22 protein-coding genes and 1 pseudogene are annotated in these 25,385 nt (G+C 73.3%); 16 read left to right on the top strand and 7 right to left on the bottom strand.

The window, feature by feature from the left end; translation table 11 throughout:
* Positions 1-110 precede the first annotated feature (110 nt).
* The 4 genes from G011_RS0104960 (at position 111) to G011_RS0104975 (ending at position 3,722) form a co-directional block, all read left to right on the top strand.
* Positions 111-1,100 (top strand): tripartite tricarboxylate transporter substrate binding protein, encoded by a 990-nt coding sequence (locus G011_RS0104960; protein ID WP_019607522.1) that lies wholly within the window; start codon positions 111-113, stop codon positions 1,098-1,100.
* Positions 1,097-1,711, top strand: coding sequence for a tripartite tricarboxylate transporter TctB family protein (locus G011_RS0104965; protein ID WP_019607523.1), 615 nt, complete (start codon positions 1,097-1,099; stop codon positions 1,709-1,711). Before G011_RS0104960 ends, G011_RS0104965 begins: the two co-directional genes overlap by 4 nt.
* Complete coding sequence (locus G011_RS0104970; protein WP_019607524.1) at positions 1,712-3,268, top strand: tripartite tricarboxylate transporter permease; 1,557 nt, start codon at positions 1,712-1,714, stop codon at positions 3,266-3,268.
* Between the two features lie 112 nt (positions 3,269-3,380).
* Complete coding sequence (locus G011_RS0104975; RefSeq protein ID WP_019607525.1) at positions 3,381-3,722, top strand: hypothetical protein; 342 nt, start codon at positions 3,381-3,383, stop codon at positions 3,720-3,722.
* Between the two features lie 19 nt (positions 3,723-3,741).
* Here G011_RS0104975 and G011_RS0104980 read toward each other — a convergent pair whose 3' ends face one another.
* Together G011_RS0104980 and G011_RS0104985 are read right to left on the bottom strand one after the other, a co-directional pair.
* Positions 3,742-5,319: a sodium:solute symporter gene (locus tag G011_RS0104980; RefSeq protein ID WP_019607526.1), complete on the bottom strand. Its 1,578-nt coding sequence runs from the start codon at positions 5,317-5,319 to the stop codon at positions 3,742-3,744.
* A gap of 4 nt (positions 5,320-5,323) precedes the next feature.
* On the bottom strand, positions 5,324-6,541 hold the full coding sequence (locus G011_RS0104985) for an anhydro-N-acetylmuramic acid kinase (RefSeq protein WP_019607527.1): 1,218 nt from the start codon (positions 6,539-6,541) through the stop codon (positions 5,324-5,326).
* Between the two features lie 439 nt (positions 6,542-6,980).
* On the opposite strand from G011_RS0104985, the gene G011_RS0104990 reads away from it, so the two are divergent.
* The 7 genes and pseudogenes from G011_RS0104990 to G011_RS31620 form a co-directional block, all read left to right on the top strand.
* Positions 6,981-7,706: a response regulator transcription factor gene (locus G011_RS0104990; protein ID WP_019607528.1), complete on the top strand. Its 726-nt coding sequence runs from the start codon at positions 6,981-6,983 to the stop codon at positions 7,704-7,706.
* Positions 7,703-9,169, top strand: coding sequence for a cell wall metabolism sensor histidine kinase WalK (locus tag G011_RS0104995; protein WP_019607529.1), 1,467 nt, complete (start codon positions 7,703-7,705; stop codon positions 9,167-9,169). The genes G011_RS0104990 and G011_RS0104995 overlap by 4 nt, the downstream gene beginning before the upstream one ends.
* Positions 9,170-9,658: 489 nt before the next feature.
* A complete protein-coding gene (gene rsgA, locus G011_RS0105000) occupies positions 9,659-10,753 on the top strand; it encodes a ribosome small subunit-dependent GTPase A (RefSeq protein ID WP_019607530.1) in 1,095 nt (364 codons plus the stop codon).
* Positions 10,754-10,830: 77 nt separating this feature from the next.
* Positions 10,831-11,340 carry a GNAT family N-acetyltransferase gene (locus G011_RS0105005; protein ID WP_026338031.1) on the top strand — a complete coding sequence of 170 codons (510 nt, stop codon included), beginning with the start codon at positions 10,831-10,833 and terminating at the stop codon, positions 11,338-11,340.
* A 193-nt stretch (positions 11,341-11,533) separates the two neighbouring features.
* Positions 11,534-12,352 (top strand): aminoglycoside phosphotransferase family protein, encoded by an 819-nt coding sequence (locus tag G011_RS30940; RefSeq protein ID WP_019607532.1) that lies wholly within the window; start codon positions 11,534-11,536, stop codon positions 12,350-12,352.
* 393 nt (positions 12,353-12,745) lie between these two features.
* Positions 12,746-13,351: a C39 family peptidase gene (locus G011_RS31615; RefSeq protein WP_231391376.1), complete on the top strand. Its 606-nt coding sequence runs from the start codon at positions 12,746-12,748 to the stop codon at positions 13,349-13,351.
* A 33-nt stretch (positions 13,352-13,384) separates the two neighbouring features.
* Positions 13,385-14,056, top strand: a pseudogene (locus G011_RS31620) (protein-L-isoaspartate(D-aspartate) O-methyltransferase); the annotation flags it as partial.
* A 204-nt stretch (positions 14,057-14,260) separates the two neighbouring features.
* On the opposite strand, the gene G011_RS0105025 reads toward G011_RS31620, so the two are convergent.
* From G011_RS0105025 to G011_RS0105035, 3 genes are read right to left on the bottom strand one after another with little or no spacing between them, the layout of a single operon-like run.
* Positions 14,261-15,892, bottom strand: a complete 1,632-nt coding sequence (locus G011_RS0105025; RefSeq protein ID WP_019607535.1) for a CotH kinase family protein — start codon at positions 15,890-15,892, stop codon at positions 14,261-14,263.
* Position 15,893: 1 nt separating this feature from the next.
* On the bottom strand, positions 15,894-16,580 hold the full coding sequence (locus G011_RS0105030) for a DUF4956 domain-containing protein (protein WP_019607536.1): 687 nt from the start codon (positions 16,578-16,580) through the stop codon (positions 15,894-15,896).
* Positions 16,581-16,620: 40 nt separating this feature from the next.
* Complete coding sequence (locus tag G011_RS0105035) at positions 16,621-17,571, bottom strand: polyphosphate polymerase domain-containing protein (protein ID WP_019607537.1); 951 nt, start codon at positions 17,569-17,571, stop codon at positions 16,621-16,623.
* A 499-nt stretch (positions 17,572-18,070) separates the two neighbouring features.
* Here G011_RS0105035 and G011_RS0105040 point away from each other — a divergent pair, with 499 nt between their 5' ends.
* Entirely contained in the window at positions 18,071-19,021 is a 951-nt protein-coding gene (locus G011_RS0105040) for an MSMEG_6728 family protein (RefSeq protein WP_019607538.1), read from the top strand.
* A gap of 235 nt (positions 19,022-19,256) precedes the next feature.
* Positions 19,257-19,802, top strand: a complete 546-nt coding sequence (mug, locus tag G011_RS0105045; protein WP_013152847.1) for a G/U mismatch-specific DNA glycosylase — start codon at positions 19,257-19,259, stop codon at positions 19,800-19,802.
* 224 nt (positions 19,803-20,026) lie between these two features.
* Here mug and G011_RS0105050 read toward each other — a convergent pair whose 3' ends face one another.
* Positions 20,027-20,563, bottom strand: a complete 537-nt coding sequence (locus G011_RS0105050) for a hypothetical protein (protein ID WP_019607539.1) — start codon at positions 20,561-20,563, stop codon at positions 20,027-20,029.
* 165 nt (positions 20,564-20,728) lie between these two features.
* Here G011_RS0105050 and G011_RS0105055 point away from each other — a divergent pair, with 165 nt between their 5' ends.
* The 3 genes from G011_RS0105055 to G011_RS0105065 are packed head-to-tail and all read left to right on the top strand — an operon-like array spanning position 20,729 to position 23,575.
* Positions 20,729-21,787: a CPBP family intramembrane glutamic endopeptidase gene (locus tag G011_RS0105055; protein ID WP_019607540.1), complete on the top strand. Its 1,059-nt coding sequence runs from the start codon at positions 20,729-20,731 to the stop codon at positions 21,785-21,787.
* 16 nt (positions 21,788-21,803) lie between these two features.
* Positions 21,804-22,973 (top strand): sensor histidine kinase, encoded by a 1,170-nt coding sequence (locus tag G011_RS0105060; RefSeq protein WP_019607541.1) that lies wholly within the window; start codon positions 21,804-21,806, stop codon positions 22,971-22,973.
* Positions 22,970-23,575 (top strand): DNA-binding response regulator, encoded by a 606-nt coding sequence (locus tag G011_RS0105065; protein ID WP_019607542.1) that lies wholly within the window; start codon positions 22,970-22,972, stop codon positions 23,573-23,575. The genes G011_RS0105060 and G011_RS0105065 overlap by 4 nt, the downstream gene beginning before the upstream one ends.
* 22 nt (positions 23,576-23,597) lie before the next feature.
* Here the strand turns inward: G011_RS0105065 and G011_RS0105070 are convergent, their stop codons facing one another.
* Positions 23,598-24,743, bottom strand: coding sequence for a UDP-N-acetylglucosamine--N-acetylmuramyl-(pentapeptide) pyrophosphoryl-undecaprenol N-acetylglucosamine transferase (locus tag G011_RS0105070; RefSeq protein ID WP_019607543.1), 1,146 nt, complete (start codon positions 24,741-24,743; stop codon positions 23,598-23,600).
* Positions 24,744-25,385: the final 642 nt, after the last annotated feature.

Here is a 25,385-nt window from a genome sequence, read left to right on the forward strand (position 1 = left end):
GGTTTCGAATCGGCATTGACAGTGATCACGGGGGCTCGCATGATTTCCCAGACCACGAAACGGTCCCGCTGGACCACCTGGTGGACCAGTGGGCCGAAAGGGAGTGAAGGATGAACAGACAGCGGATCCTCCGCGCGTCGGGGGCCGTGGCCACCGCGCTCCTGGTGGGCGCCGCCGCGACGAACGCCGCGCTGTCCGACACGAACGCGTCGGAGGCCCGCGCCAGGATCGACATCGTCGTCCCCGCCGACCCCGGCGGCGGCTGGGACCTGGTGGCGCGCGAGGCGCAGCACTCCCTGCGCGTGAACGACATCGTCGACAACACCCAGGTCCTCAACCTCCCCGGCGCGGGAGGGACCATCGGCCTGGCGCAGACGGTGCGCCGCGAGGGCAGCGCCACGACCCTGATGACCACGGGCACCGTCATGATCGGCGGCATCATCGTCAACGACTCGGCCCAGACCCTGGAGGACGTGGTGCCCATCGCCCGCGTCGCCGACGACTACGAGGTCTTCGTGGTCCCCGCCGACTCCCCGATGGAGGACATGGGCGACCTCGTCGAGGCCTGGCGGGAGGACCCGGGCGCGGTCGCGGTCGGCGGCGGTTCCCTGGGCGGCACCGACCACCTCCTGGCGGGGCTGGCCGCCCAGTCGCAGGGCGTCGAACCCCAGGCCGTCAACTACATCCCCTTCGCGGGCGGCGCACAGGCGCTCACCTCGCTGCTCTCGGGCAGCCTCGACGTGGGCGTGTCGGGCTACAACGAGTTCAGCGACCAGGTGGAGGCGGGCAACATCCGCGTCCTGGGGGTCTCGGCCCACGAGCGCGTCGAGGGCATCGACGCCCCGACCCTGCCCGAACAGGGCGTGGACGCGGTGCTGCCCAACTGGCGCGGGTTCATGGCCCCGCCCGGCATCACCGAGGCCGAGCGGGCGGAGCTCACCGCGATCGTGGAGGAGATGGTGCGCACCGACGAGTGGCGCGACACCCTCCAGCGCAACCGCTGGGACGACACCTTCCAGAGCGGCCCCGAGTTCGAGGAGTTCCTCGCGGCCGAGATCGAACGCATCACCGACGTCACCGAGGACCTGGGGCTTTCATGAGCCAGCACAGCACGACACCCACCGCCCCGGGCGGGCCCGGCGCGCGGCCGCGGGAGGAGCGGCCCACCTGGTGGAGGGGGCGCAGCGAGATCTTCGTCGGCCTGCTCACCATCGGCATCGGCGTGTTCGTGGGCGTGCAGACGCTCACCATGCACGTGCCCGACAACTCGGCCTCCCCCGGCCCCCAGCTCTTCCCCGCGATCGTCGCGGTGCTGATGCTCGTCCTCGGCGCGGCCCTGGTCGTCCAGGTGGCCCTGCGCCCCGCGGCGCCCGAACCGGAGGGGACCGACCACCCCGGCGGCGACGCGGGCGTGGTCGGCGACCTGGTCGAGGGGCGCGGCCCGTCCGCGAGCGCCCCCGCCGCCCACAGCGACTGGCGCGCCGTGGGCACCGTGCTCGGCTCGGTGGCGCTCTTCGCCCTGCTGTTGCAGCCGGTGGGCTGGCTGCTGTCCGGCGCGCTGCTGTTCTACGGCGTGACCTGGGCCTTCGGCGGCAGGCGCCCGCTGTTCGAGGCCGCCGTCGCGCTGGCCTACTCGTCCGTGGTCCAGCTCGCCTTCGTCGGCGGGCTCGGCCTCAACCTGCCCGCCGGAATCCTGGGAGGGGTGCTGTAAGTGGAGACGCTGAGTCTGCTCGGCGGCGGGTTCGCCGCCGCGCTCTCCCCCGAGAACCTGCTGTGGGCGTTCGTGGGCGTCCTGCTGGGCACCGCCGTGGGCGTGCTGCCCGGCCTGGGCTCGGCCATGGCCGTCGCCCTGCTGCTGCCCGTCACGTTCAAGCTGGACCCCACCGGGGCCTTCATCATGTTCACCGCCGTGTACTACGGCGGCCTGTTCGGCGACTCGACCACGTCGATCCTGATGAACACGCCCGGCAACAGCTCCGCGATCGCCACCGCGATCGAGGGGCACAGGATGGCGCTCAAGGGCCGGGCCTCCCAGGCCCTGGCCACGTCGGCCATCGGCGCGTTCACCGGCGCGGTGGTGGCCACGACGGTGGTGGCCTTCTTCTCCAAGGTGATCATCGACGTCGCCCTGCGCTTCGGCCCGGCCGAGTACCTGGCGCTGGCGGTCCTGGCCTTCGTCGCCACCTCGGCGGTGGTGGCCCAGTCCATGGTGCGCGGGCTCATCGCGCTCTCCATCGGCCTGGCCATCGCGATGGTGGGCATCGACGCCCAGAGCGGCGCGGCCCGCTTCACCCTGGGCGTCCCCTCCCTGTTCGAGGGGATCAGCGTGGTCACGGTGACCGTGGGCCTGCTCGCGCTGGGCGAGGTGCTGCACGTGGTCTCGCGCGTGCACCGGGGCGGGGGCGCGGGCAACAAGCTCATCACCGGCACCGGCACTCCCTGGCTGAGCGGGCGCGACCTGCGCCGCGCCGTTCCGGCGTGGATCCGCGGGCTGGGCTTCGGCCTGCCCTTCGGCGCGATCCCGGCGGGCGGCTCGGAGATCCCGACCTTCCTGGCCTACGGCACCGAGCGCAAGCTCGCCCAGCTCCGGGCGCGCCGGGGCAAGCGGCCCGACGAGTTCGGCGACGGCGCCATCGAGGGCGTGGCCGCGCCCGAGTCGGCCGCCAGCGCCACCGCCGGAACCGCGATGGGCGCGCTGCTGGGCCTGGGACTGCCGACCTCGGCCACGGCCGCGATCATGCTGGCCGCCTTCCAGCAGTACGGGATGCAGCCCGGTCCGCTGCTGTTCGAGCGCAACGCCGACCTGGTGTGGGCGCTGCTGGCCAGCCTGTTCGTCGGCAGCGTCATGCTGCTCATCCTCAACCTGCCCTTCGCGCCGCTGTGGGCCAAGCTGCTGCTGATCCCGCGGCGCTACCTGTACGCGGGCATCACCGGCTTCGCGGCGCTGGGCGTGTACGCCGCGTCCTACTCCATCACCGACCTGTGGCTGCTGATCGTCCTGGGGCTGCTCGGGTTCATGATGCGGCGCTACGAGATCCCGGTGGCGCCGGTCCTCATCGCGGTCATCCTCGGTCCGCTGGCCGAGACGGAGCTGCGCCGCGCCCTGGCCATCGGCCAGGGCGACGTGGGGGTGCTCTTCGCGGGGCCGATCACGATCGGGATCTACGCGGTCCTCGTGGCCGCCGTGGCCCTGGTCGCCTTCCTGCGGATCCGCGCCCGTGCGCGTTCGCGCGAGGCGCGGCGCGAGGAGACCGTCGACGCGGGGTGAGCCCGGCGTGCGCGGGGGCCGGTCCGGGGGTCGTCCCGAACCGGCCCCTCTCGTGTGCGCGGAGGCGGGCACGCCGGACGGCGGTGTCGGTGACCCGCCGTAGTCTGCGCGCATGGCACAACCCGACGACGCCCCCCGCAGCCCCCTGGACATCCGGCGCTTCGCCGCCCGGGTGCGCGCCGAGTCCGTGGCCCAGAGCTGGCGGCGCGGCCACCGCAACGTCACCAGGCTGGCCGACGCCTACGGCGTGACCCGCGACACCGTCTACGCCGACCTGCGCGGCCAGGGCGTCGATCCGGCCGACCGGGGCGCGCCCGTGGAGGAGACCCCCGTCGAGGAGCCCCCGGGGTGCCCGCTGTGCGGTGCCGCGGTCGCCGAGGACGGGTTGCACGACCACGTCAGCGGGCACGGCCACGACGCGCTGGTCTCGTGGATCGTCGAACGCGTCTCCTGATCCGCCCGCGCCGCGGGGGTCAGGGCCGCTCCCCCTCGTCCGCCGGGGTGGGCTCGCCCTCCGCGCGGGGCGCCCGGCCGGTCGCGGCGCCGGAACCCTCCCCGGTTCCGGCGTCGGAGGGCTCCCCCGGCGCCTCCCCGGGGCGGGGCGCGGCGTCGCGGTGGCGCAGCGACAGCAGGTAGCCCAGGCCCAGCACGATGGTCGTGCCGATCGCCGTGTACCAGGTGAAGCCGACCAGGTCGGGCTGGAAGAGGAACAGCCAGACCATGGTGGCCACCGCGACCGCGAAGGAGACGATCGCGTCGAGCTGGCGGGCCCGGCGCACCCACAGTCCCAGGAAGAACGCGCCCAGCAGGCCGCCGTAGGTCAGGCTGGCCACGGACAGGCCCAGCTCCACGACCGGGTTGTCGGTGCCGGTGAACATCGCCGCCGCCCCGATGAAGACCAGCCCCCAGCCGAGGGTGAACAGCCTGCCCAGCCGCAGGCCCTGGGCGTCGGTGAGCGTGCGCCTGCTGAACCGCTCGTACAGGTCGGCCATGGTCGAGGAGGACAGCGCCGACAGTGAGGACGACAAAGTGCTCATCGCCGCGGCCAGGATCCCCGCCAGCAGCAGGCCCGACAGGCCGGCCGGCAGCCCCTCCACGATGAACGTCGGGAAGAGCTCGTCGGAGTTGGCCAGGCCCAGCTCCTCCACCGAGGCGCCCTCGTAGTAGGCGTACAGCGCCAGGCCCACGGCCAGGAACAGGGCGAACTGGAAGAACACCACGACGGCGCTGCCGATCACCGCCTTCTGGGCGTCGCGCAGGCTGCGGCAGCCCAGCAGCCGCTGCACGATGATCTGGTCGGCGCCGTGGGAGGCGGTGGAGAGCAGGGCGCCGCCCAGGACCGCGGTGACCGTCGCGTAGGGGGCCGAGACCGGGTTCGAGGTGAAGTCGAGGAACTGGGTCTTGCCCGCGTCGGCGGCCACCGCCAGGAAGTTCACGTCGAGGCCGCCCGCGATGACCGCCAGGGCGACGACGCCGCCGACCGCGTACACCGCCATCTGCAGGACGTCCACCCAGACCACGGCCCGGATGCCGCCGACGAAGGTGTACAGGACCGTGACCACGCCCAGCAGGGCGATGATCGCGAAGTAGGACAGGTCCACCCCGTAGGAGTCCAGGATGATCTTGACGGGGATGGCCGCCGCGAACAGCCGCACCCCGTCCGCGAGCAGCCGCGTGAACAGGAACGCGACCGAGGCCGTGCCCTGCATGCCGCGGCCGAAGCGGATGCCGAGGTAGGCGTAGGCCGTGGTCATCTCGCCCCGGTAGTAGCGAGGCAGCAGCACGAAGGCCACGACCACCCGCCCGATCAGGTAGCCGACCGCCACCTGAAGGAACGTGACGTTGCCCAGGTAGGCCACGCCGGGGATGCTGATCACGGTCAGGGCGCTGGTCTCGGTGGCCACCACCGACAGGCACACCGCCCACCAGGGCAGCTGCCGGTTGCCGATGAAGTAGTCCTTGATATCGCGCTGTCGGCCGGAGAGCCTGAGGCCGAGCCAGGCCGATCCCAGCAGGTACACCGCGATGACCACGAGGTCGATTGTCTGCACTGCGCTACTCCGGGTGATGGGGGGCGGGGGCCCGCCGGTCCCGTGCCTCCACGCGCAGGCGCGCGGGGACGGTGGCCGCGGGTTCGGGGAGCCGGAGCGGTGAGGCGCCCGGCGTGAGGCGCCCGGCCACCGGCGCACGGCGGGCTCCGGTGCAGGAGGGCACGGAACCGGGGAGCCCGTGCCAGGTGAGGAAGCCGATCAGCGCGAACAGGTAGGCCTCCTTGGCGTCGCTGTCCAGCCCCAGGGCGTCGAACGCGGCCAGCCTCGCCGGTCGGAGCCGGTCGGCGAGGCGTTCCATGAGGACCGGGTTGCGGGTGCCGCCGCCCGAGGCGAGCACCTCGACCACGCCGTGGGGGCGCAGCGCGTCGGCGACGGTGGCGGCGGTGAGTTCGACCAGGGTGGCCATCAGGTCCGCGTCGTCGGGCGTGCCGGTGGCGCGCAGCGCCGCGTCGAGGTAGCCGGGACCGAACAGCTCCAGCCCGGTGGTCCTGGGCGGGGGCAGGCGGTAGTAGGGCTCGGCGAGCAGGTGCTTGAGCAGGGCGGGGTCGGGGCGGCCGGAGCGGGCGAGGGCCCCGTCGGCGTCGAAGTCGGCGCGGCCGCCGCTCACCCGGCGCGCGGCGGCGTCGAGCAGGGCGTTGCCGGGGCCGGTGTCGAAGGCCAGCGGCGCCTCCCCGCCCCGCAGGACGGTGACGTTGGCGATGCCGCCGAGGTTGAGGGCGGCGGTGGGTTCGGGGCGCGCTCCGAGCAGGAGGGCGTCGAGCAGGCTGGCCAGCGGCGCGCCCTGACCGCCCGCGGCCACGTCGGCCGTGCGCAGGTCCGAGACCACGGGCAGGCCGGTGGCCTCGGCGATCCAGGCGGGCTGGCCCAGTTGGAGGGTGCCGTGGACCGTGGCGCCGTCGGCCCGTTGATCGGCCCAGTGGAACAGGGTCTGGCCGTGCGAGGCCACCAGGTCGGCCCGTCCCCCGGCGAGTTCACCGACCGCGCGCAGCGCCGCGTCGGCGAACGCCCGGCCGATGCGGGTGTCGAGCCGGCAGACGGCCTCCATGGTCGTGCGGGCCGGGGGGAGGACACTGCGGATCTCCTCCCGCAGGGCGCCGGGATAGGGCTCGGTGCGGTGCCCCAGCGGGGTCAGGAGGACGAGGTCCCCGTCCAGGGCGAAGCGGGCGGCGGCGACGTCGATGCCGTCGGCCGAGGTTCCCGAGGACAGGCCGATGACGATCACGCGGCGCCCGCCCGGAGGCGGCGGGCCCGGGTGGGTGCGTCAGGCCGAGCCTCGGATACGAGGGGTGTGGGCCCGGGGGACGCGGCCTGGGACGCGGGCCCGGGTACGGGTTCCCCGGGGTCGGCTGTGGGCGCGGTCGATCCGCTGACGGCCCCGGGGCCTGGAGGCACGGGCGGCCTGGGTCCGGCCGTGGACCCAGGCGAATCCCCCGGCCGGGTTGCGCGGACCCGACCTGCGGAAAACCCGTGGACACCACCCATACGACCAACCCTCCCGGTCCCGAACGTGTACCAGCGGTATACCGCGCGTCGCGGTGCGTCAACCGTTCCAGTGACCCGCACGGCGGTGTCTCCTGATGCCGGAGGGTTCTCACCGAACTCTTGCCCACGGCCCGTAACCTTTCGTGTTCGTACGCACCACGAACCTTCAGGACTCCCGCATGCCCCACGCGCCCTCCGGCACCGCCGCTCCGGCGGCCCGGGCCCTCATCGTCGAGGACGAGCCCAACATCCTCGAACTGCTCACCGCCTCCCTGGAGCTGAGCGGCTTCGCCACGCGCGGCGCGCCCGACGCGGAGGCCGCCCTGGGCGCGCTGGACGGGTTCACCCCCGACATCGCCGTCCTGGACGTGACCCTGCCCGGCCGCAGCGGCCTGGACCTGGCCGGTGACCTGCGCGGGGTCGTGCCCGGCCTGCCGGTGCTGTTCCTGACCGCGCGCGACACGGTCCAGGACCGGGTGGCGGGCCTGCGGGCCGGCGCCGACGACTACGTCACCAAGCCCTTCAGCCTGGAGGAGGTCGTGCTGCGGCTGAACGCGATCCTGCGCAGGTCGGGCCGCCGCGGCTCCGAGGGCGCCGAGCCCCTGCGCTACGCCGACCTGGAACTGGACGAGGAGGGGCACCAGGTGCGCCGCGCGGGAGCGCCGGTACGGCTCTCGCCCACCGAGTTCGCGCTCCTGCGCTACCTCATGCTCAACGCGGGCAAGGTCGTCAGCAAGGCGCAGATCCTGGACCGGGTGTGGGGCGGGGAGAGCGACGACATCCGCGTCGTGGAGACCTACGTCAGCTACCTGCGCCGCAAGGTCGACGCGGGCCGCCCCGCCCTGATCCACACCGTGCGGGGCGTGGGCTACAGCCTGCGCCTGGCGGCCGGGGGGAACGGGTGAGCGGCCGCCGCGGGCTCCGCTGGCCACGGGGCCTGGGCGGCCGGATCCCCCTGGCGGTGCTGTGCCTGGCCGCCGTGTGCCTGGCCGCCTTCGGCGCGGTCGCCACCCTGCTGCTCCAGCGTTCGCTGACCGAGGAGGTCGACCACCGGCTGCGGACCCTGCCCGCGCCCCGGTACGCGGCCGAGCGGGTGGAGCCGCCTGTCGGGGCGCAGCCGCCTCCGCTGCCCACCGACCTGCGCACGCTGGTGATCGACGCCGACGGCGACGTGGTGGACAGCGTGGGACAGACCGGCTCCGACGACGGTCTGCCGGACGTGTCGGCGGTACCGGCCGAGGAGTTGCGGGCGCGGTCCGGGGAGCCGTTCACGCTGCCCGGAACCGGGGGCGAGGGCGACTGGCGGGTGCTGACCACGGCCCGGGAGGACGGCGGCGTCCTCATGACCGCCCAGTCCCTGGACGGGATCGAGGGCACGCTCGACCGGCTCGTGCTCATCGAGGCCGTGACGGGACTGGTGGTGCTGGCGGCCGTGGGGTTCGGTACCGCGGCGATCGTGCGGTTCCAGCTGCGGCCGCTGCGGGAGATCGAGTCCACGGCGCGGGCCATCGCCGGGGGCGACCTGGACCGGCGGATCCCGCTCCAGGACCCGGCCACCGAGACGGGTCGGCTGGGTGCCTCCCTCAACACGATGCTCGGTGAGCTGACCCGGGCCCTGGGCGAGCGGGACCGCGCGGTCGAGACGACGCGGCGCTTCGTCGCGGACGCCTCCCACGAGCTGCGCACGCCGCTGTCCTCGATCCGGGGGTTCGCCGAGCTGTACCGGCAGGGCAGGGGTCGGGGGCTGGTCGCCGAGGACGCCCGGGCGGACCGGTGGATGTCGCGGATCGAGGACGAGGCCGGGCGGATGGGGAGCATGGTGGACGACCTGCTGACGCTCTCACGCCTGGACGAGGCGCCGCGGCTGGAGCACTCCGACATGGAACTGGTCGCCATCGCGGAACGGGTGGTGCTCAGCGCCCGGGCCCGGGCCCCGCGCACGCCCGTGGCGCTGGAGGCCGAGGGGCCCGTGCGGGCGGTGGGCGACGGCGACCGGATCCGCCAGGTGCTGGAGAACCTCGTCGGCAACGCCCTGACCCACACGCCCGAGGGCACGCCGGTGCGGGTGTCGGTGAACCGGACCCAGGACCCGCCGCCTCCGGGACCGGCCCGCGCGGGCGCGCTACCGCCGGGGGTGGCGGAGGTGGCGGTCATAGCGGTACGCGACGAGGGACCCGGCATCCCCGCCGGGGAGCTGCCCCGGGTGTTCGACCGGTTCTACCGGGCGGACGGGCCCCGCGAGCGGGCCGGGACGGGGCTGGGCCTGGCCATCAGCGCGGCCTTCGTGGCCGCCCACGACGGCTACGTCACCGTCGAGTCGCCGCCGGGAGGGGGCTGCGTCTTCACCGTGGTGCTGCCGCTGGGCTGACCCCTCGGAACGATTCGTCCAAGGCCCGGCCGACGGGATGGTCTCGTCACCGACACCTCCCGCCCGTTCGAGCTGACCGCGTGGAACGGGGGCGGCCCCGTCGTGTGCACGGGCGCCGAGCTTCCCCGCCGCCTCCTGCCGCTGCCCCGGACGCGGGCCGGCCGGGAGGGGATCGGCGGGCCGCTGACCGGCATGCTCACCGGTCTGACCGAAGCGCCCGGACCCCACCGCATCCTCGGCGGGGCCGAGGGCTTCCCGCCTCCGTGCTACCATCGTCGGCGCAGAGACAACCCGGTCGGCTGCGGGACCAGAAGTGGGAGGTGAGTTGATGTCTGCGGTGAAGGCCGCTGCCCTGCGCGGCGCCCGTCGGACCATCCTCACGTCCCGGGCCCCGGTCTGACCTGACGCTGATCCCCCTGTCGGAGCCCTGACAGCTCCCAGGAGGCAGTACTCCGTGCTCATCGGGGCCCCTTTTCTAGGGTCTCTACGTTGTCTCAATCCCTTTCGCATCATGCTCAGCCGTACTCCCTGGCGGACTACGGCTGGGACCAGGCGCGCGAGCGCGCCTTCACCCCCCATCGCGCCGACGGGCTGATCCCGGCCCGCGTCGTCCGGGCCGACCGCGGCTCGTGCGAAGCCGTCACCGACACCGGAACCGTCCGCGCGGACATCCCCGGCGCCGCGGACCGGAGCGATCCGCTGACGGCGCCGTGCACCGGCGACTGGGCGGCCCTGCGCCCCCTCACCGGCGCCGCACCGCTCCTGCACGAGGTCCTGGAGCGACGCACCACCCTGGTGCGCGCCTCGGCCTCACGGACCTCGCACGGCCAGCTCCTGGCCGCCAACGTCGACACCGTCGTGGTGACGGTCTCCCTGGCCGCACCGCTCAAGCACGGCCGCACCGAACGCATGCTCGCCCTGGCGTGGGAGAGCGGCGCCCAACCGGTCGTGGTCCTGACCAAGGCCGACGCGTGCGCGGACCTGCCCTCGGCGCAGGAACAGGTGTCACAGGTGGCCGCCGGTGTGGACGTGCTGGTCACCAGTGCCGAGACGGGGCAGGGCTTGGACGTCCTGACCGCCGCCCTCAACGGCACCGTCGTGCTGCTCGGCCCCTCCGGGGCGGGCAAGTCCACCCTGGGCAACCGGCTGCTGGGCCAGGACCTGCTGGCCACCGGCGCCGTCCGGGAGGCGGACGGCAAGGGACGGCACACCACTTCCCGGCGGGAGCTGCTCCCGCTGCCCGGCGGGGGCGTGCTGTTGGACACTCCCGGCCTGCGGGCGATCGGCCTGCACGACGCCCGGGGAGGCCTGGAACAGACCTTCGCCGAGATCGAGCACCTCGCGCAGGAGTGCCGGTTCACCGACTGCTCCCACACGAGCGAACCGGGCTGCGCGGTGCTGGCCGCCGTCGAGACGGGAGAGATCCCCCACCGCAGGTTGGACAGCTACCACCAGCTGCTCCGGGAGAACGCCTACGCCGCCTCCCGCACCGACGCGAGGCTGCGCGCCGACCGCGAGGCCGCCAGGAAGGACATCACCCGGCACCTGCGCGCCACCTACCGGTTCCGGGATCGCCAGCGGTGAAGGACACCGACGACACCCGCCGGGGCGCCGACGCCGCCCACCCGCTCCGACCCCACGACGACACCGAGAACGGAACCATGACCACCTGGACCACCCGCACCGAGACCGCCGACGACATCCCCGCCATCCGCGACATCCTCCTGGCGGCCTTCCCCACCGAAGCCGAGGCCGACATCGTCGACGCCCTGCGCGCCGACCCCGGGGCGTGGATCGAGGGCCTGTCGATGGTCGCCACGACCCCTGAGAGCACTCCGGTCGGGTACGCGCTGCTCAGCCGCTGCCACGTCGACGGCGAACCCGCCCTCGCCCTGGCCCCGTGCGCGGTGGCGCCCTCCGCCCAGCGCACCGGGGCCGGTTCGGCCGCGATCCGCGCTGGCCTGGGCGCCGCCCGGGCCATGGGGGAGAACCTCGTCCTCGTCCTGGGCCACGCCGACTACTACCCGCGGTTCGGCTTCACCCCGGCCTCCCGCTTCGGTATCCGGGCGCCCTTCGAGGTTCCCGACGAGGCCATGATGGCCATGGCCCTGGACGGTGACCGCCCCGTCCCGACCGGCACCATCGGCTACCCCGCCGCGTTCGGGGTCTGACCCCTCCCGTGTCCCCGGGGGGAGCCCCCCGGGGACACGGTCGGCGCCCGGGAAGGACCGATCCGGGGCCGTTGCGCAGCTATTAGAGTTCGAGAACGAAAAACCGAGCACCGTGACCTGAGAATCCGGAAACACGGCTCCACCAAACTCAGGACATGTCAGAGCCTCCATCACACCCGGAACGAGACACGCAGTGGCCACCGGCTTCAGTACCCACCACCTGGAGTTCAACGGCGACCTGGTGACCAAGCGCTACACCGGTTGGAGACGGGGGGAGCCCTATCGGGAGTGGGCCGCGTTGACGGTCCTGAACCGCTACGCGCCCGGTCTGGCTCCCCGTCCGGTGACGGCGGACCTGGCCGGTGATCCGCCCACCATCGTGATGAGCCGATTGCCTGGTCGTGTCCTGCGCGGGCAGCGCGCCACAGACGAGCAGGTCATCGCGCTCACCGCAGCTCTAGCGCGGCTGCACCAGATCCCGACCGCGGTGGTGGAGACGATCGCGCCCGCAGCTTGGGGGCCGGCCACGGCCGTGGCCAAGGTCCGTGCTCTGGCCGATGCTTGCCCCGACCTCGGAAACGATGCGTTGGTCCGGGAGGCCCGCGTTCAGGCAACAGAGTGGCTGGCCACCACCGAACCCGACGAGCTCCTGGCCAATCCTTACCCGCCCGTCCTGGGGCTGGCCGACGGCAACCACGCGAATCTGCTGTGGGACCAGGACACCAGGTGTGTGCGGCTGGTCGACTGGGAGGACTCCGGGCGCACGGACCGGGCCTTCGAAATCGGCGAGCTCGTCGAGCACATCTCCCGTATCGACGGTTCCCTGGATACGGATCTGCTCCTAGCTCACATCCCCCTGGCCCAAGGCGAGGGTGCACGGGTCCGTGGCTTTCGTCGCCTGGTCGCACTGGGGTGGTTCTTCCAGCTGGGCCCGTCCGGAGCAGCGAGCCCGCACAACCCGCCCGGTACGGTACGCCAGATCGCTGAACGCATCATACGTATATTCGGATGACTGCTCGTTGCGCATTGGCACCGTGCGCCCGTCGGCCGGTTCCAGGCACGAGGCTGTGCAACCACGGGCACCATCGGGCGTGCGGCTTTTTCCTGATCCCTGTTCCGATGAAGGTGGTCCGCCTGCGGCGGGTGATCGGTAAGGTCGCGGCCATGACCTCCACGGGAAGCCCCCGCACCCGTCTGCTGGTGGTCCGCGGCAACTCGGGGTCGGGCAAGAGCTCGATCGCTCGTGGGCTGCGTGCCGCCTACGATCGCGGGTTGGCGATACTTCTAGTCAGCCCCGCCTTGGCCCAGCGATTCGTTACGCTCGACCCCGTCGTGGTCACCGAAGGAAGCGGGGCGCACAGTGGGGTGTCTGGCATGCCAGGGACGGGACACACTGCACGAGGACGTGGAGCCCCTCACCCAGTACGCCTCCGCAGAGTTGATCGAGGCGATCGCCTACCGCGGACACGACTCCGGCCGGGACCCGCGGTGGGCCTCCTCCGGAGCGGCCGACCGGGCCGAGTACGGCCGCTGGTGCGGACACGCCTGCGGAACAGTGTGCCTGCGCATGGTCCTGATCCACCGGGACGGGTGGGCGCCGCCGCTGATGCACCTGGTGCGCCAAGTGCGCGCCGCGGGCGGCTACGTCGAACGCGCCGACGGCAGCATTCACGGGCTGGTCTACGCTCCCTTCGTCGACCACGTACGCCGAACCCACGGGCTGGAGGCGCGGGTGCGCACCGGCATGGGGGTGGCGGACGTGCTCGACGAACTCGACCGGGGGCGTATGGTCATCGCCTCGGTCCACAAGGAGATCCGGCGACCGCGCCTGGCCGCACCCGGCAGGGGTGGGCACCTGGTGCTGGTCGTGGGCCACCGCGAGGGCCTGGTGCACCTGCGCAACCCCTCGGGCCACACTCCCGCCTCCCGGTCCGCGGCCCTGGCAGCGAAGACCTTCGGGGAGTTCTTCGCCGGACGCGGCATAGTTGTGGATCTGAGCGTTCATGGCTGACACGAGCAGGCGGGTGCCTTCGGAGAGAAGGGGTACCCGCCGCGGGCCCCGTTCGATCGGGTTGTGGCGACCGCGGCCGTCGGCACCGTCCCCTATGCCTGGGTGGAACAGACCCGACCAGGCGGGATTGTGGTTGTTCCGTTCGGCGCGGCCTTCCACAGCGGGGCACTGCTGCGGCTCAAGGTCGACCGCGGGGTGGCGGTGGGCCGCTTCGACGGCGATGCCGCGTTCATGTGGACGCGGGCCCAACGCCCCCCGCACGGCTCCGTCGAGGACCGGGTACGGGCCGAACACGACGTCAGTGAAGCGAGTACGCGGTTGCACCCCTATGAGCCCGTGGGTGACTTCGACGCCAGCTTCGCGATAGGCCTGCGTGTTCCGGGAATGACGTCGACTCTGGTCTACGACCACGACGATCCCGCCTCTGAGCGGTACACGGTCTGCCTGATGGACCCGGGTTCGCGGTCGTGGGCGTCATGGCGCGTCGAACCTGAGAGTGCCGGGTATGCCGTGCGCCAGCACGGACCACGAAGGCTGTTCACGGAACTGGAGTCGTCCCACCGATGGTGGGTGGATGCGGGCAAGCCCTCGCACACACGGTTCGGTGTGACGGTCACACCACACGGTCAGCAGGCGTGGCTGGACGCCCCGGGAAACGCGGTTCCCGTACTGGACACAGCACAGCAAGCACCGGGGCGTGTGTAAGAGGTGCCGGTGGCCGGCTCGGACGTGGTCATTCCGGCTATGAGCACGAGCGGTGGCCAAAGCCCAGAGCTTCATCACGCAGACCTTGCATGACTTCCATGGTGCGCCGCATGACGCCTGGATCGTAGGCACGGGCCGTCTTCAATCTCGGCTGGCGCGGAGGGACCCGCGGGCTTCGCGCGCGGGAGGCCCGCGGGGCCCGCCTCACTCGATTGCCGGGGAGACGGCGGCGATCCGCTCGGCGAGCTGCTCGCCCGCGGCGTCGGCCCCCGCGTCGCCAGCGGCCCCGGCCCGGGAGACGGCCGACTCCAGGAGTTCGGTGGCGGTGCCGCTCCCGACGAGGTCCTGGTAGAGGTCGGCGTAGACCTCCTCGTAGAGGCGGTGGAAGCCCTCGTCGGCGAGGAAGCGCTCCTTGAGCGCCCCGCTGCCGCCCATGGACATGCCGCCCCCGACCGCCTCCCCTTCTCCTGGCGCGGGCATCCCCCCGGGCGCCTCCATGCCCTCCGGCGGTTCCGTCCCCTCGGGGGGTGTGCCCCCGCCGGGGAGCTGCGCCCCCTCCGGCATCGCTCCCCCACCGCCGACCATGCCGCCCATACCGCCGAAGGACAGGTTCAGATCCCAGGACAGGACGGTGAACCGCTCCTGGGCGGTGTCGTACCACAGGTAGTAGTTGTTGCCCGGGCCGTCCATGCCGTCGCTGTTGGACATCAGGCTCTGGAGCGCGAGGTAGCGGGCGAAGGACTCGGTGTCCAGGTGCTCGTCCAGCTCGCGGGCGAACTCCTCGTCGTCGGACTCGGCCACGAACCGCAGCAGGTCCATCACCGGCTGGAGGTCGTGGGCGCCCTCGCCGTTGACCTGGTCGAAGGCCTCCTCGTAGTCGGTGGCGTCCCCGCCCAGGTAGTCGAAGGAGCCTCCGGCGCGGCCCTTGTAGAGCACGCCGTCCCCGTACCCGTCGGCCCAGGCGGCGTCGGGCGCGTCCAGCAGCAGGCGCGGCACCTCCTCGCCGCCGTTGACCGCGAACGAGGTGAACGTGTAGTCCTGCCTGGTCTGCCCGGCCGCCGCCGTCAGCTCCAGGGCCAGGGCCTCGTTGAGCGCGGTGTCGGAGGTCGCCGTCGCCGGGCGCAGGGCGATCTCGGTGTGCCCCTGGTAGGCCCGGCCGGAGACGAACTCCTCGAAGCTGATCAGCCAGGGGAGGTTCTCCGGCTCGTCCTCGGACAGGGTGACCGAGCCCGGCCCGGCCGCTCCCCCGCCGCCCGGACCGGTTCCCTGTTCGCCCCCGGTGTCGGCCGCCGCGCCGGTCGTCCCGTCAGCGGCACCGCCGGCGCCCTCGGCGCCGGTGTCCGTACCGGTCCCCTCCCGCTGCCGACCCCCTTGGCCGGGCGCCGCCCCTGCCCCGGAGTCGCCGCGCAGGCTCATCAGGGTCGAGTTGCCCTTGAGGCGGAGTCCGACGTCCTCGACGGTGGTGCCGTCGATGGTGGCGTCGGCCCGGATGTACTCCTTCTCGCCCTCCTCGCGGAAGGTGCTCATCATGTCGGCGTACTCGGTCTGGTCGAAGCTCACCTCGATCGTGTGCTCTCCGCCGTCGAACAGGTCGCCCTCGCCCTCGATGTCCTGGGTGACGGCGTCCTGCGAGACCAACTCGGAGGTGACGTAGGGGCGCACCCGCGCCTCTCCGAAGACCAGGACCAGGGCGAGCAGCGCGGCGCACACGACGGCGGTGCTCCTCCAGTGCTGTCGCAGGCGCACCGGAAGGCGGTGCCGCAGACGCGCGGGCCCGCGCTGGCGCCGCCCGGCGGCGGTGTCGCCGCCGCCCTCCTCATCATCGAGTCCGCGCATGTCACAGGTCCGTCTGGTCGTAGCCGGTCAGGACGGTCGCCTTCTGCCCCGCGTTGACCTCCCGCAGGCGCTGGACGACGTCGCCGGGCTTGACGCCCTTCTTCAGCCGTGCGGTGTAGGCCGTCTCCAGGAGGGAGCCGCCGCGCACGGTCTCGGTGCTGATCAGTTCGTACTCGTCGGTGAAGCGGATGAGCACGTCGTCGATCACGGGTCCGTAGTCGTCGCCGTCCGCGGGGACCTGGACCTTGACCACCTGGCGCTGCACGTTGAGCGCGAACCAGTTGAAGCGGTGCATGAGCAGCACGACCGCGCAGATGACCACGGTGGCGATGACCGCCAGCGTGTAGAAGCGCGTGCCGCAGGCCATGCCCACGCCCATCACCAGGAAGATGAACCCGACGTCGCGGGTCTCCTTGACGGCGTTGCGGAAGCGCACCACCGACAGCGCGCCGACCAGGGCGAAGGCGCGGGCGATGTTGGAGCCCACCACCAGCATGATCAGGGCGATGAGCATGCCCAGGACGATCAGCGTGTGGACGTAGCTCTGCGAGTAGCTGATGTTGCGGTGGGTGGCGCGGTAGGTCCAGGCCACCACGAGGCTGGTGACGAACGCCAGGGTCAGGGACAGGACCACGTCCATGACGCTGAACGTGCCGGACAGGTCGGTGACGCCGAAATCGAGGTTCATGGTGCGGGTGTGCCTTTACGAAGCGGGTGGGAACCGGGGTTCAGGAACGGGGGCCGGAGGACGCGCCCCCGGCCACGGGGACGGGTGGAGGCTCTTCGACCACGGAACCGAGCGGACGCGCCTCCGCCACGACGTCCTCCTCGGGCAGGTGGAAGACCGAGCGCGGGGCCAGGCCGTGGGCCTCCACGCTCTGGCAGTACTTGGAGACGCGCTGCACCTGGAGGCCGAAGCGGGCGGCCATGTCGGTGACCCAGTAGGGGGCGCGCTCGTTGGCCTTGACCTCCATGACCGCCAGGTGCGGGCTGATGATGTAGCGGCTCTCGGCCTCGGCGCGCAGGTCGAAGTCGCGGTCGCGCCCGCGCACCCGGTGGTCCAGCGTCACCCGCAGTCCCAGGTCGGAGCCGGTGCCGACGTAGGGTTCGCGCCGGTACCCGGTCATCGCGGTCGGGCGCAGGTCCAGGCGGTGCACGAGGTCGAGGACCTCGTCCACGAAGGCCTGGTCGGCGCCGGGGTGCTCCACGCGCACGCGCCGGTCGCACAGGTCGCGGGCCAGGTGGTAGGGCAGCAGGACGCGGCGCTTCTGGGTGACGCGGTTGACGCGCTGCTTGATCTCGACGGAGACGGGGGTGTCCTCGGCGGCCGGACCGACCTCGCCGTAGCGACGCACGCGCAGCTTGCGGCGGAACCTCAGGCCCTCGATCTTCTCGTGGTAGAAGCGCAGCCGGTCGGTGTCGTAGTACAGGCTCCACACGCCGTAGCCGTCGGGCCCGGCGTTGCGGTCGGCCCGCATGCGCGCGGTGAGTTCGGCGCGTACGTCCCGGGCCTGGTCGGCGGGGACGAGGTACTTGAGTTCGTAGCGGTTGAAGGCGTGGAGCCTGCTCGGCGCCCTCAGCCGGTCCCCGGTGGCGGGCCCGGTCGGAGTACCGGCCGGTGCGGCCTTCGCGGCGTGCCCGGCGTTCCCGGCGGGACCGGGGTGGCGTAGTGCTACCACGGTGCCTCCTGTCCTGGTGGTGGTGACGACGGGAAGGACACAACCCGACGCCCCTGCGAAGAGGCGGAGAACTTCCTGAGAGGTTCCTGAGAGCCGGAACGGCAACCCCTGGTAGGCGCGTGGTCAGGGGTGAAGGTGAGAGGTGGGTGAGAACGCCGGTCGGGCACCGCATGGAGTGGTGGGGCGGCCGGAGCGCGGCGGTGGAGGGGTGGCACCGCACGGGCGCGACCGGACCGGTGGACGGGCGACACCGCACGGGGATGAGGGGCCGGAACGGCGCGGTGGACGGGCGACACCGCACGGGTGCGGCCGGACCGGCGGGCACGACCGGACCGGTGGGAAGGCGACACCGACGCCGGTCGGACCGGTGGACGCAGGGTGCAGGGGCACTGACCGAGGAGGGGTGAACCGGCGACAGGGGTAGCACCGGCGGCGGACGGGTAGCGGACCGCACGAGAGGCCTGACCGGCGAGAACGCCGCGGGCCGGACGGGGGGACGATGCAGACCTTCCTGCCCCACCCAGGGTTCGCCGAGTGCGCGCGGGCGCTGGACGACCGCAGACTGGGCAAGCAGCGGGTGGAGACCATGCAGGTGCTGCGGGCCCTGGTGTGGCCCGAGTACGGGTGGAAACGCCACCCCGCCGTGGCGATGTGGCGCGGCTTCGTGCCCGCGCTGGTGGGTTACGGGGTGGCGGTGTGCCGCGAGTGGCGCCGCCGCGGGTACGCCGACTCGGTGCTGCCCTCGTTGCTGGCCTTCACCGGGGACCGCGTCCCCGAGGAGGAGGAACTGTGGGAGCGCGACATGCTCCCGCCGTGGCTGGGCAACGACGCGCTGCACCTGTCGCACCGCTCGGCCCTGGTGTACAAGGACCCGGCGCACTACGCACCGCTGTTCCCCGGCACGCCCGGCGGTCTGCCCTACGTCTGGCCCCGGCCGGTCTTCCCCCGGTGGCCGCTGCGGCGCGGCACCTCGGCGGCGACACCGGTGGAGGAGGCCGCGGAACTGCTGGAGGCGGTCGCGCTCTCGGACGGGCAGGCCACCGCCCTGGGACGGCTGGTCGAGGGCCGCAGCGCGTCGCTGCGGCTCACCGGCCCCGAAGACACCCTGCCCGGCCTGCTCGCCGGGCTGTGCACGCCCGGCGAGACGCTGTGGCTGGTGCCCGGGACGCCACCGCCCAGGCCGCAAGGGGGTGGCGCCGCCCCGGGCCCCCCGGAGGCGGTGGGGCGGACCAGCCGCTCGACCGCGCGGCAGCCCGGACCCGAGGACGAGGCGGCGATGCGCGAGGAGGTCGGCGAACCCGAGTTCCGGTTCCGCCGGGTCCCTCCCGGGGAGGGGTCGAAGGCTCCCGTGCCTCCTGGGGCCGGTCTGGTCGTCCTCGACGGCGCCGAACTGCCCGAGCCGCGTTCGGCCCCGCTGGTGCTGCGCCTGCTGCCCGCGGTGGAGGCCTAGCGCCGTTCCCGGGGAGGGCGCTCACCCCTTCCGGTGCTTGGGGCACAGTGGTCCCGGGCAGGTGACCGCGACAGCGACGCGGTCGCCCGCGTCACCTACAGCGCACACGGAAGGGTGGCACATGGATTCCGCGAGTGGACGAGCCGAGGGCGCGGCGAAGGGCGGAGCGAAGGCCGGGGCCGCGCGTGCGCGCGCACGCTCCGCACCGCGCAGGCCCGGCCCGAGCAAGGCGGAGTTGGAGGCGGCCCGGAACAGGCTGGTCCCGGACGTGATCGCCGAGGACCTGAGCGTGCTCTTCTGCGGGATCAACCCCGGCCTGACCTCGGGCGCGGTCGGGCACCACTTCGCCAAGCCGGGTACGCGCTTCTGGCCCTCCCTGCACGGGTCCGGCTTCACCCCGCGCCAGCTCAGGCCGGATGAGGAGGACGAACTGCTGTCCCTGGGCCTGGGCATCACCAACGTCGTCGAGCGGGCCACGGCCCAGGCGGACGAGCTGGACCGGGAGGAGTACGTGGAGGGCGGGCGCAGACTGCGGGAGAAGGTCCTGCGGTGGCGGCCCCGGTGGCTGGCCGTCCTGGGCGTGACGGCCTACCGGGAGGCCTTCGCCGAGCGCCGCGCGGCGGTGGGTCCCCAGGACGCGGAGATCGGCGGCGCCCGGGTGTGGCTGCTGCCCAACCCCAGCGGTCGCAACGCGCACTGGCAGCTGGGGCCGCTCATCGGGGAGTTCGCGCGCCTGCGACGCGCCGCCGGGCTGCCGGACCGGTCCGGCGGAGCGGCCTGATCCGTAGGCGGTCCGGCCCGCCGAAGCGCCCCACCACGTCAGAGGGCGCGCCGACCGGCACCCGCCGCCCCCGGTCCCGCGGGGCCAGGGTCGGCCAGGACCCGCGAACGCCTCACCGCACCCGGCTCGTACGGGAACGCGGACCGCCCGCCCCGGCCCGCCGGAACACCGGCCGTGCCGGGGCCCGCGCCCTCCCGTCCGGCGCCGACCGGCATCCGGCCCGCTCAGCGCGGGGACAGCCCGCGTTCGGTCAGGGCCTCGCGCAGGATCCGCACCGCCTTGGGCCCGACCCCGTGCAGCGCGCCCAGCTCGGCCTCGGTGAGCGCGGCGACCTGTTCCAGGGTGGTCAGTCCGGCCCCCGCGAGCGCCCGGGTCGCCGGTGCGCCGATGGCCCTGGGCAGGTCCCCCACCTCACCCGGGACCGCGGACGCGGCGGCCTCGGCCGACGCCGCCAGCCGCTGGGGCGCACGGGACAGCCAGGCCCGCCGGACCAGGGCGTTGAGGTCCTGGCCGTTCACGTCGGACAGGGGCACGCCGAAGCCGACGGGCGTGCCCGCCCGCACCCACCGCTCCCCGGTCGGGTGCGCGGCCACCGCGGCCTCGGTCTCGGTGTCCGGAAGGCGGAGCAGCACCCGGCCGTCCCCGGTCACCGAGGCGAAGGCCCTGCCGCGCACCGAGAACGCGACCATGCCGGAGCGGGTGCCCTCCTCGACCTCCGGGAGGGCGAGCGCGGCCTTGCGCAGCTGGGACAGAGTGGTCATGGGGCCGATGCTAGACGCCCCCGCCGACATGCGACCGGTGCGCGCCCGGACCGGGCGGGCCCCGTCAGCACATGACATCTGTCATGCCCGGCCCGTGCGGAACGCAGAGGGAACTCGTGCTCCGCTGCACCCTGCGGCGATCACACTCCGTACTAGCGTCGAACCATGCACAGCAACGACAGCTCCTCCTCCCGGGCTCCCCTCCCTCAGACGGAGGTCCCCTTCTCCGCGCCCCCGGGCGCGGGCGGGGCGCAGGCGCCCGCGCGCACGCCCTCCGGCCCGGCCGCGCCGCACCCGCGCCGCCGCGGCCCGCGTCCCGTCCCGCCGGGCGTGGAGTACCACCGGGTACTCGCCGGGGACAGGCGCCGGATCGGCCGGGGAGTCCTCGCGATCGCGCTCCTGGTGGCCGGGCTGTTCGCCTCCAACATCGTTCTGGCCGTGGCCGCCGCCTTCGCCGACAGCCTGATGGGCAACACCAACCCGACCTTCGGCGGCACCGACTACACACCGCTCTTCCTCGCCGCGAACCTGGTGTCGATCGCCCTGCTCATCCCGTGGAGCATGCTGCTCCAACGGTGGCTCTACGGGGTGCGCGGCCCTTCGCTGCACTCGGTGCTGTCGAGCTTCCGCTTCGACCTGCTCGGCCGGGCGCTCCTGTTCATCGGCCCCCTCTGGCTGTTCCTCTCGTTCATCGGCCCCGCCGTCATGCCCCTGCGCGAGGTCCACTGGTCCACCGCCACACTCCTCACGGTCCTCGCCGTCAACCTCCTGTTGACGCCCCTCCAGGCGGCGGGTGAGGAGTACGGTTTCCGCGGGCTCGTGTTCCGCGTCGCCGGAAGCTGGGGGCGCGGCCCGCGTACGGCGCTGTTCCTCGGCGTCCTCGTCTCCGCTCTGGCGTTCACCGCCGTCCACCTCTCGACCGATCCGTGGTTCAACCTCTGGTGCCTCACGCTCTCCGTCAGCCTGGCCGTCGTCACCTGGCGCACCGGCGGCATCGAGATCGCGGTCGCGGTCCACGCCCTGCACAACACACTCGCCGCCCTGGTCCTCACGGTCCTGCACGCCGATCCGAACCCGGCGCTCGACCGTTCGGCGGGCACCGGGTCCGCCGCCGTGGCCGTGCTCTGCGTCGGCGTCGCGGCCGTCGCGGCGGTGGTGTGGTGGCGCACGCGCGGGACGGGACCGGCCCTGACCCCCTCCGACCCGCGACCGGCGCGGGTGTGACGGGAGAATCACGTCCATGAGCAATCCGCCGCTGGTCGGCGCGCGCAGGTTCGAGACCTACGTGCGCTGGTCCGCCTACCTGGCCGTCGCGACTCCGGTCGGAACCCTCCTCCGGAGCGCGGTGGAGGCCGACCGGCTCACCGGAGCGCCCCCGACCGCGCTGGTCGCGGCGGCCGTGCTGTGCCTGCTCCTGGTCGGCGGGAACGTCCTCGTCACCAAGTGGAGCATCGACACCGTCGTCGGGCACGCGCGGGGGTTCCCCGTCACCGCCGTCGTCGGGTGGGCGCTGGCCCTGGCGGCGTTCGTCGCCGTGTCCCTGATGCTTCCCCTTCCCGCGATGGACATGACGGTCGCGGCGGCGATCGCCTCGGCGGCCGCGAGCCTCGCACCGGCCCTCCACGCCCGCCGGGCGCTGCTGCTCCACGCGGCGGCGCTGGTGCTGAACACCGCGCTCGTGGGAGTCGGGGACGTCGTGGTCCTGCTGGTCGGGGCGCTGATGATCAGCGCCGTCCTGTGGTTGTGCTGGTCCAGCGCGTGGATGCTGCGGGTGCTGCTCGAACTCCAGGCGGCCCACGAGGACCGCGCCGCGCTCGCCCTGGCCAACGAACGCCTGCGCATCTCCCGCGACCTGCACGACGTGTTCGGCCGCACCCTGGCCGCCATCGCGGTCAAGAGCTCACTGGCCTCCGAACTCGTCCAGCGCGGCCACGGCGAACGGGCCGCGACGGAGATCTCCGCGATCCGCGGACTGGCCGAGGAGGCGGGCACCGAGGTCCGCCGCGTCGTGCGCGGCGAGCTGCGCACGACCTGGGAGGACGAGGTCTCAGGCGCCCGTTCTCTGCTCAGGTCCGCCGGTATCCGCTGCACGGTGACCGGGGATCCCGTCCCCGAGCGGTGCGCGGAGCCCCTGGCGTGGGTCGTGCGCGAGGGCGTCACCAACCTGCTGCGCCACGCCTCGGCCACCCAGGTCACCCTCGCGACCGCGAACGAGGACGGGGAGGTGCACCTGACCGTCGCCAACGACGGAGCCGGTCCCCCACGGTCCGCGCGGGACGGCGAGGGCACCGGGCTGCGCGCGATGTCCGAGCGCCTGCACGCGCTCGGCGGGCACGTCACGGCGCGCCGTGACGGAGACTGGTTCCTGCTCGACGCCGTGCTCCCGCTTCCGAAGGACGTCCCCAGATGACACGCATCCTCGTCGCCGACGACGAACACCTCATCCGCGACGCCATCGCCGGACTGCTCGACCTGGAGGAGGACTTCGAGGTCGTCGCCCAGGCGGCCTCCGGCGACGAGGCGCTGGCCATGGCCCTCAAACTCCGCCCGGACGTGGCCCTGCTCGACCTGCAACTGCCCGGCCCCGACGGCATCGAGATCGCCCGCAGACTCGCCACCGAGCTGCCCGGATGCCGGTGCGTCATCGTCACCTCCCACGGCCGCCCCGGCTACCTGAAGTCGGCGCTCGCGGCGGGCGTGAGCGGCTTCCTGCCCAAGACCGTGTCCTCGCGCACCTTCGCCGAGGTCGTGCGCAAGGTCGCGGCCGGAGGCCGCTACGTCGATCCCGAACTCGCGGCCGAGGCGATCAGCGCGGGCGACTCCCCGCTCAGCCCGCGCGAGGCCGACGTGCTGGCCCTGGCCCGCGACGGAGCGCCCGTGGAGGAGATCGCCCGGCGCGTCTCGCTCTCGCGGGGGACGGTGCGCAACTACCTCGCGGCCGCCGTCGCCAAGCTCGACGCCGCCAACCGGCACGAGGCCGCGCACATCGCCGCCGAACACGGCTGGATCTGAACGCAGCGGTTCACCGCGCCCGCTAACCCCGGGCCGCGGCCAGCAGGACGTCCACCAACCGGTCGGCGGCGTCGGGACGCCCGTGCTCGCGGGCCCGCTCCGCGATCTGCGCGCGCCGCCGCGGGTCGGCCAGCAGCGGTTCCACCGCCGCCTGGAGCCCCTGGGCGTTGACCTGGTCCAGCAGGGCCACCGCCGCGCCCGACTCCTGGAGGTGGCGGGCGTTGTGGCGCTGCTCGTCCCCCGCCGACGAGGCCAGCGGAACGAACACGGCGGCCTTGCCCAGCGCGGTCAGCTCCGCGATCGTCCCCGCGCCGCTGCGGGAGACCACCACGTCGGCCAGCGCCAGCACGTCGGGGAGTTCGGGGCCGACGAAGTCCGTCAGGTGGTAACGCTCGGCGAGGCCGGGCGGAAGCTGGGCCGCGCTGCGGCGCGCCTCCTCCAGGTTCGCCGGTCCGCACTGGTGCACGACGTTGGCGCGCGCGAGCAGCCAGGGCAGGATGTCGCGGATCATGCCGTTGATCTGCACGGCGCCCTGCGCCCCGCCCGTGACGTAGACGGTGGGCAGCGAGGAGTCGTAGCCGGTGAACCCGAGCGCCTTGGGCGCCCGGTCGGCCTGCCCGGTCAGCACCTCGGGGCGCACCGGGTTGCCGGTGATGACCGCGCTGTCGCGCGCGGAGTCGGGGAGCAGCTCGGTCGTGGACGGGGAGGACACCGCCACGCGGGCCGCGACGCGGGCGAGGACCTTGTTGGCCAGGCCCAGCCGGACCGTCTGCTCGTGCACCACGAGGGGACGGCGGCACATCTTCGCGGCCAGGCCCACGGGCACGGCCACGTAGCCGCCGGTGGCCAGCACCACGTCGGGGGCGAAGTCCGAGACCAGCGCGCGGGCCTGCGCGACGCCCCGGGGGACGTTGCTCATGTCCTTGATGTTGGCCCGGGAGGCGAGTTTGAGGGGGTTCTTCGAGCGCCGGATCTTGCCGGTCGCGACCGACTCGAAGGGGATGCCGTTGGCGGCGGCGACCCGGGACTCCAGGCTGTCCGCCGTGCCCACCCACAGCACGCTCAGGGCGACCCCGGCCGCCGCCAGCCGGTCACGCAGCGCGCGGACGGCGGTGAGGGCCGGATAGGTGTGCCCGCCTGTTCCTCCTCCGGTCACGATCAGGCGCATGTCCCGTGCAGGGGGGTTGCCGCTGTTCACCAGTTCCTCCCGGAGGATGCCCCGGAGCGGGGCCGCAAGAAGCTACCGACAAAGAAAAGGGCCACACGGAGCGGCGCGGCGCTCGTCCTGTGCCCAACAGCACCGTAGCCGCCGCCGGACCCGTCCCGGTACGCCCCCCGCTCCAGCCGGGGTGGGGACGGCCACACCGGCCCCCGCGCGGGCGGGACACGGCCGTGGTCCGCCCACCGCTCCGGCGTCCCGTGCGCCGAACGGAGAACGGCACCCGTGGAAGGGAGAGCGCGGGGAAGGCGCGGAACGCGTCCGGCCGTCGAATCGGCACTCCCGGAAACAGTGGCGCGACACCGACGCGCCGCACGGGAAGGATGGGGCCGGGGAGCCGCACGGGCGGGCGGTGGTTCAGCGAAGCGCGCAACGGAGGCACACGCCCGACCATCCTCCCGCTCGCGGTTCCGCCACACACGCGGGCCCCCGAAAACGAGCTTCGCGAAGCAATTCCACGACGCACGCCAGCCCCCTCACCAGCATGTCTTCCGGAGGAAGGGACAGGAACACCCACCGCCATCCGGGCACACATAAACCACACAGGCCACCTCCGACAACATTCGATATTGCCGCGAAGTACTTTCACCA

It is taken from the genome of Nocardiopsis sp. CNS-639 (assembly GCF_000381685.1).
Taxonomy (GTDB): domain Bacteria; phylum Actinomycetota; class Actinomycetes; order Streptosporangiales; family Streptosporangiaceae; genus Nocardiopsis; species Nocardiopsis dassonvillei.

Bases quoted from the DNA above. Each gene is read 5' to 3' on its own strand.
- G011_RS0104960 (WP_019607522.1), top strand. From the start codon at position 111: ATGAACAGACAGCGGATCCTCCGCGCGTCGGGGGCCGTGGCCACCGCG.
- G011_RS0105065 (WP_019607542.1), top strand. From the start codon at position 22,970: ATGACACGCATCCTCGTCGCCGACGACGAACACCTCATCCGCGACGCC.
- G011_RS0105040 (WP_019607538.1), top strand. From the start codon at position 18,071: ATGCAGACCTTCCTGCCCCACCCAGGGTTCGCCGAGTGCGCGCGGGCG.
- G011_RS0105070 (WP_019607543.1), bottom strand. From the start codon at position 24,743: ATGCGCCTGATCGTGACCGGAGGAGGAACAGGCGGGCACACCTATCCG.
- G011_RS0105050 (WP_019607539.1), bottom strand. From the start codon at position 20,563: ATGACCACTCTGTCCCAGCTGCGCAAGGCCGCGCTCGCCCTCCCGGAG.
- G011_RS0105055 (WP_019607540.1), top strand. From the start codon at position 20,729: ATGCACAGCAACGACAGCTCCTCCTCCCGGGCTCCCCTCCCTCAGACG.
- G011_RS0104990 (WP_019607528.1), top strand. From the start codon at position 6,981: ATGCCCCACGCGCCCTCCGGCACCGCCGCTCCGGCGGCCCGGGCCCTC.
- G011_RS0105060 (WP_019607541.1), top strand. From the start codon at position 21,804: ATGAGCAATCCGCCGCTGGTCGGCGCGCGCAGGTTCGAGACCTACGTG.
- G011_RS0105025 (WP_019607535.1), bottom strand. From the start codon at position 15,892: ATGCGCGGACTCGATGATGAGGAGGGCGGCGGCGACACCGCCGCCGGG.
- G011_RS0105005 (WP_026338031.1), top strand. From the start codon at position 10,831: ATGACCACCTGGACCACCCGCACCGAGACCGCCGACGACATCCCCGCC.
- G011_RS0104975 (WP_019607525.1), top strand. From the start codon at position 3,381: ATGGCACAACCCGACGACGCCCCCCGCAGCCCCCTGGACATCCGGCGC.
- G011_RS0104965 (WP_019607523.1), top strand. From the start codon at position 1,097: ATGAGCCAGCACAGCACGACACCCACCGCCCCGGGCGGGCCCGGCGCG.
- G011_RS0105030 (WP_019607536.1), bottom strand. From the start codon at position 16,580: ATGAACCTCGATTTCGGCGTCACCGACCTGTCCGGCACGTTCAGCGTC.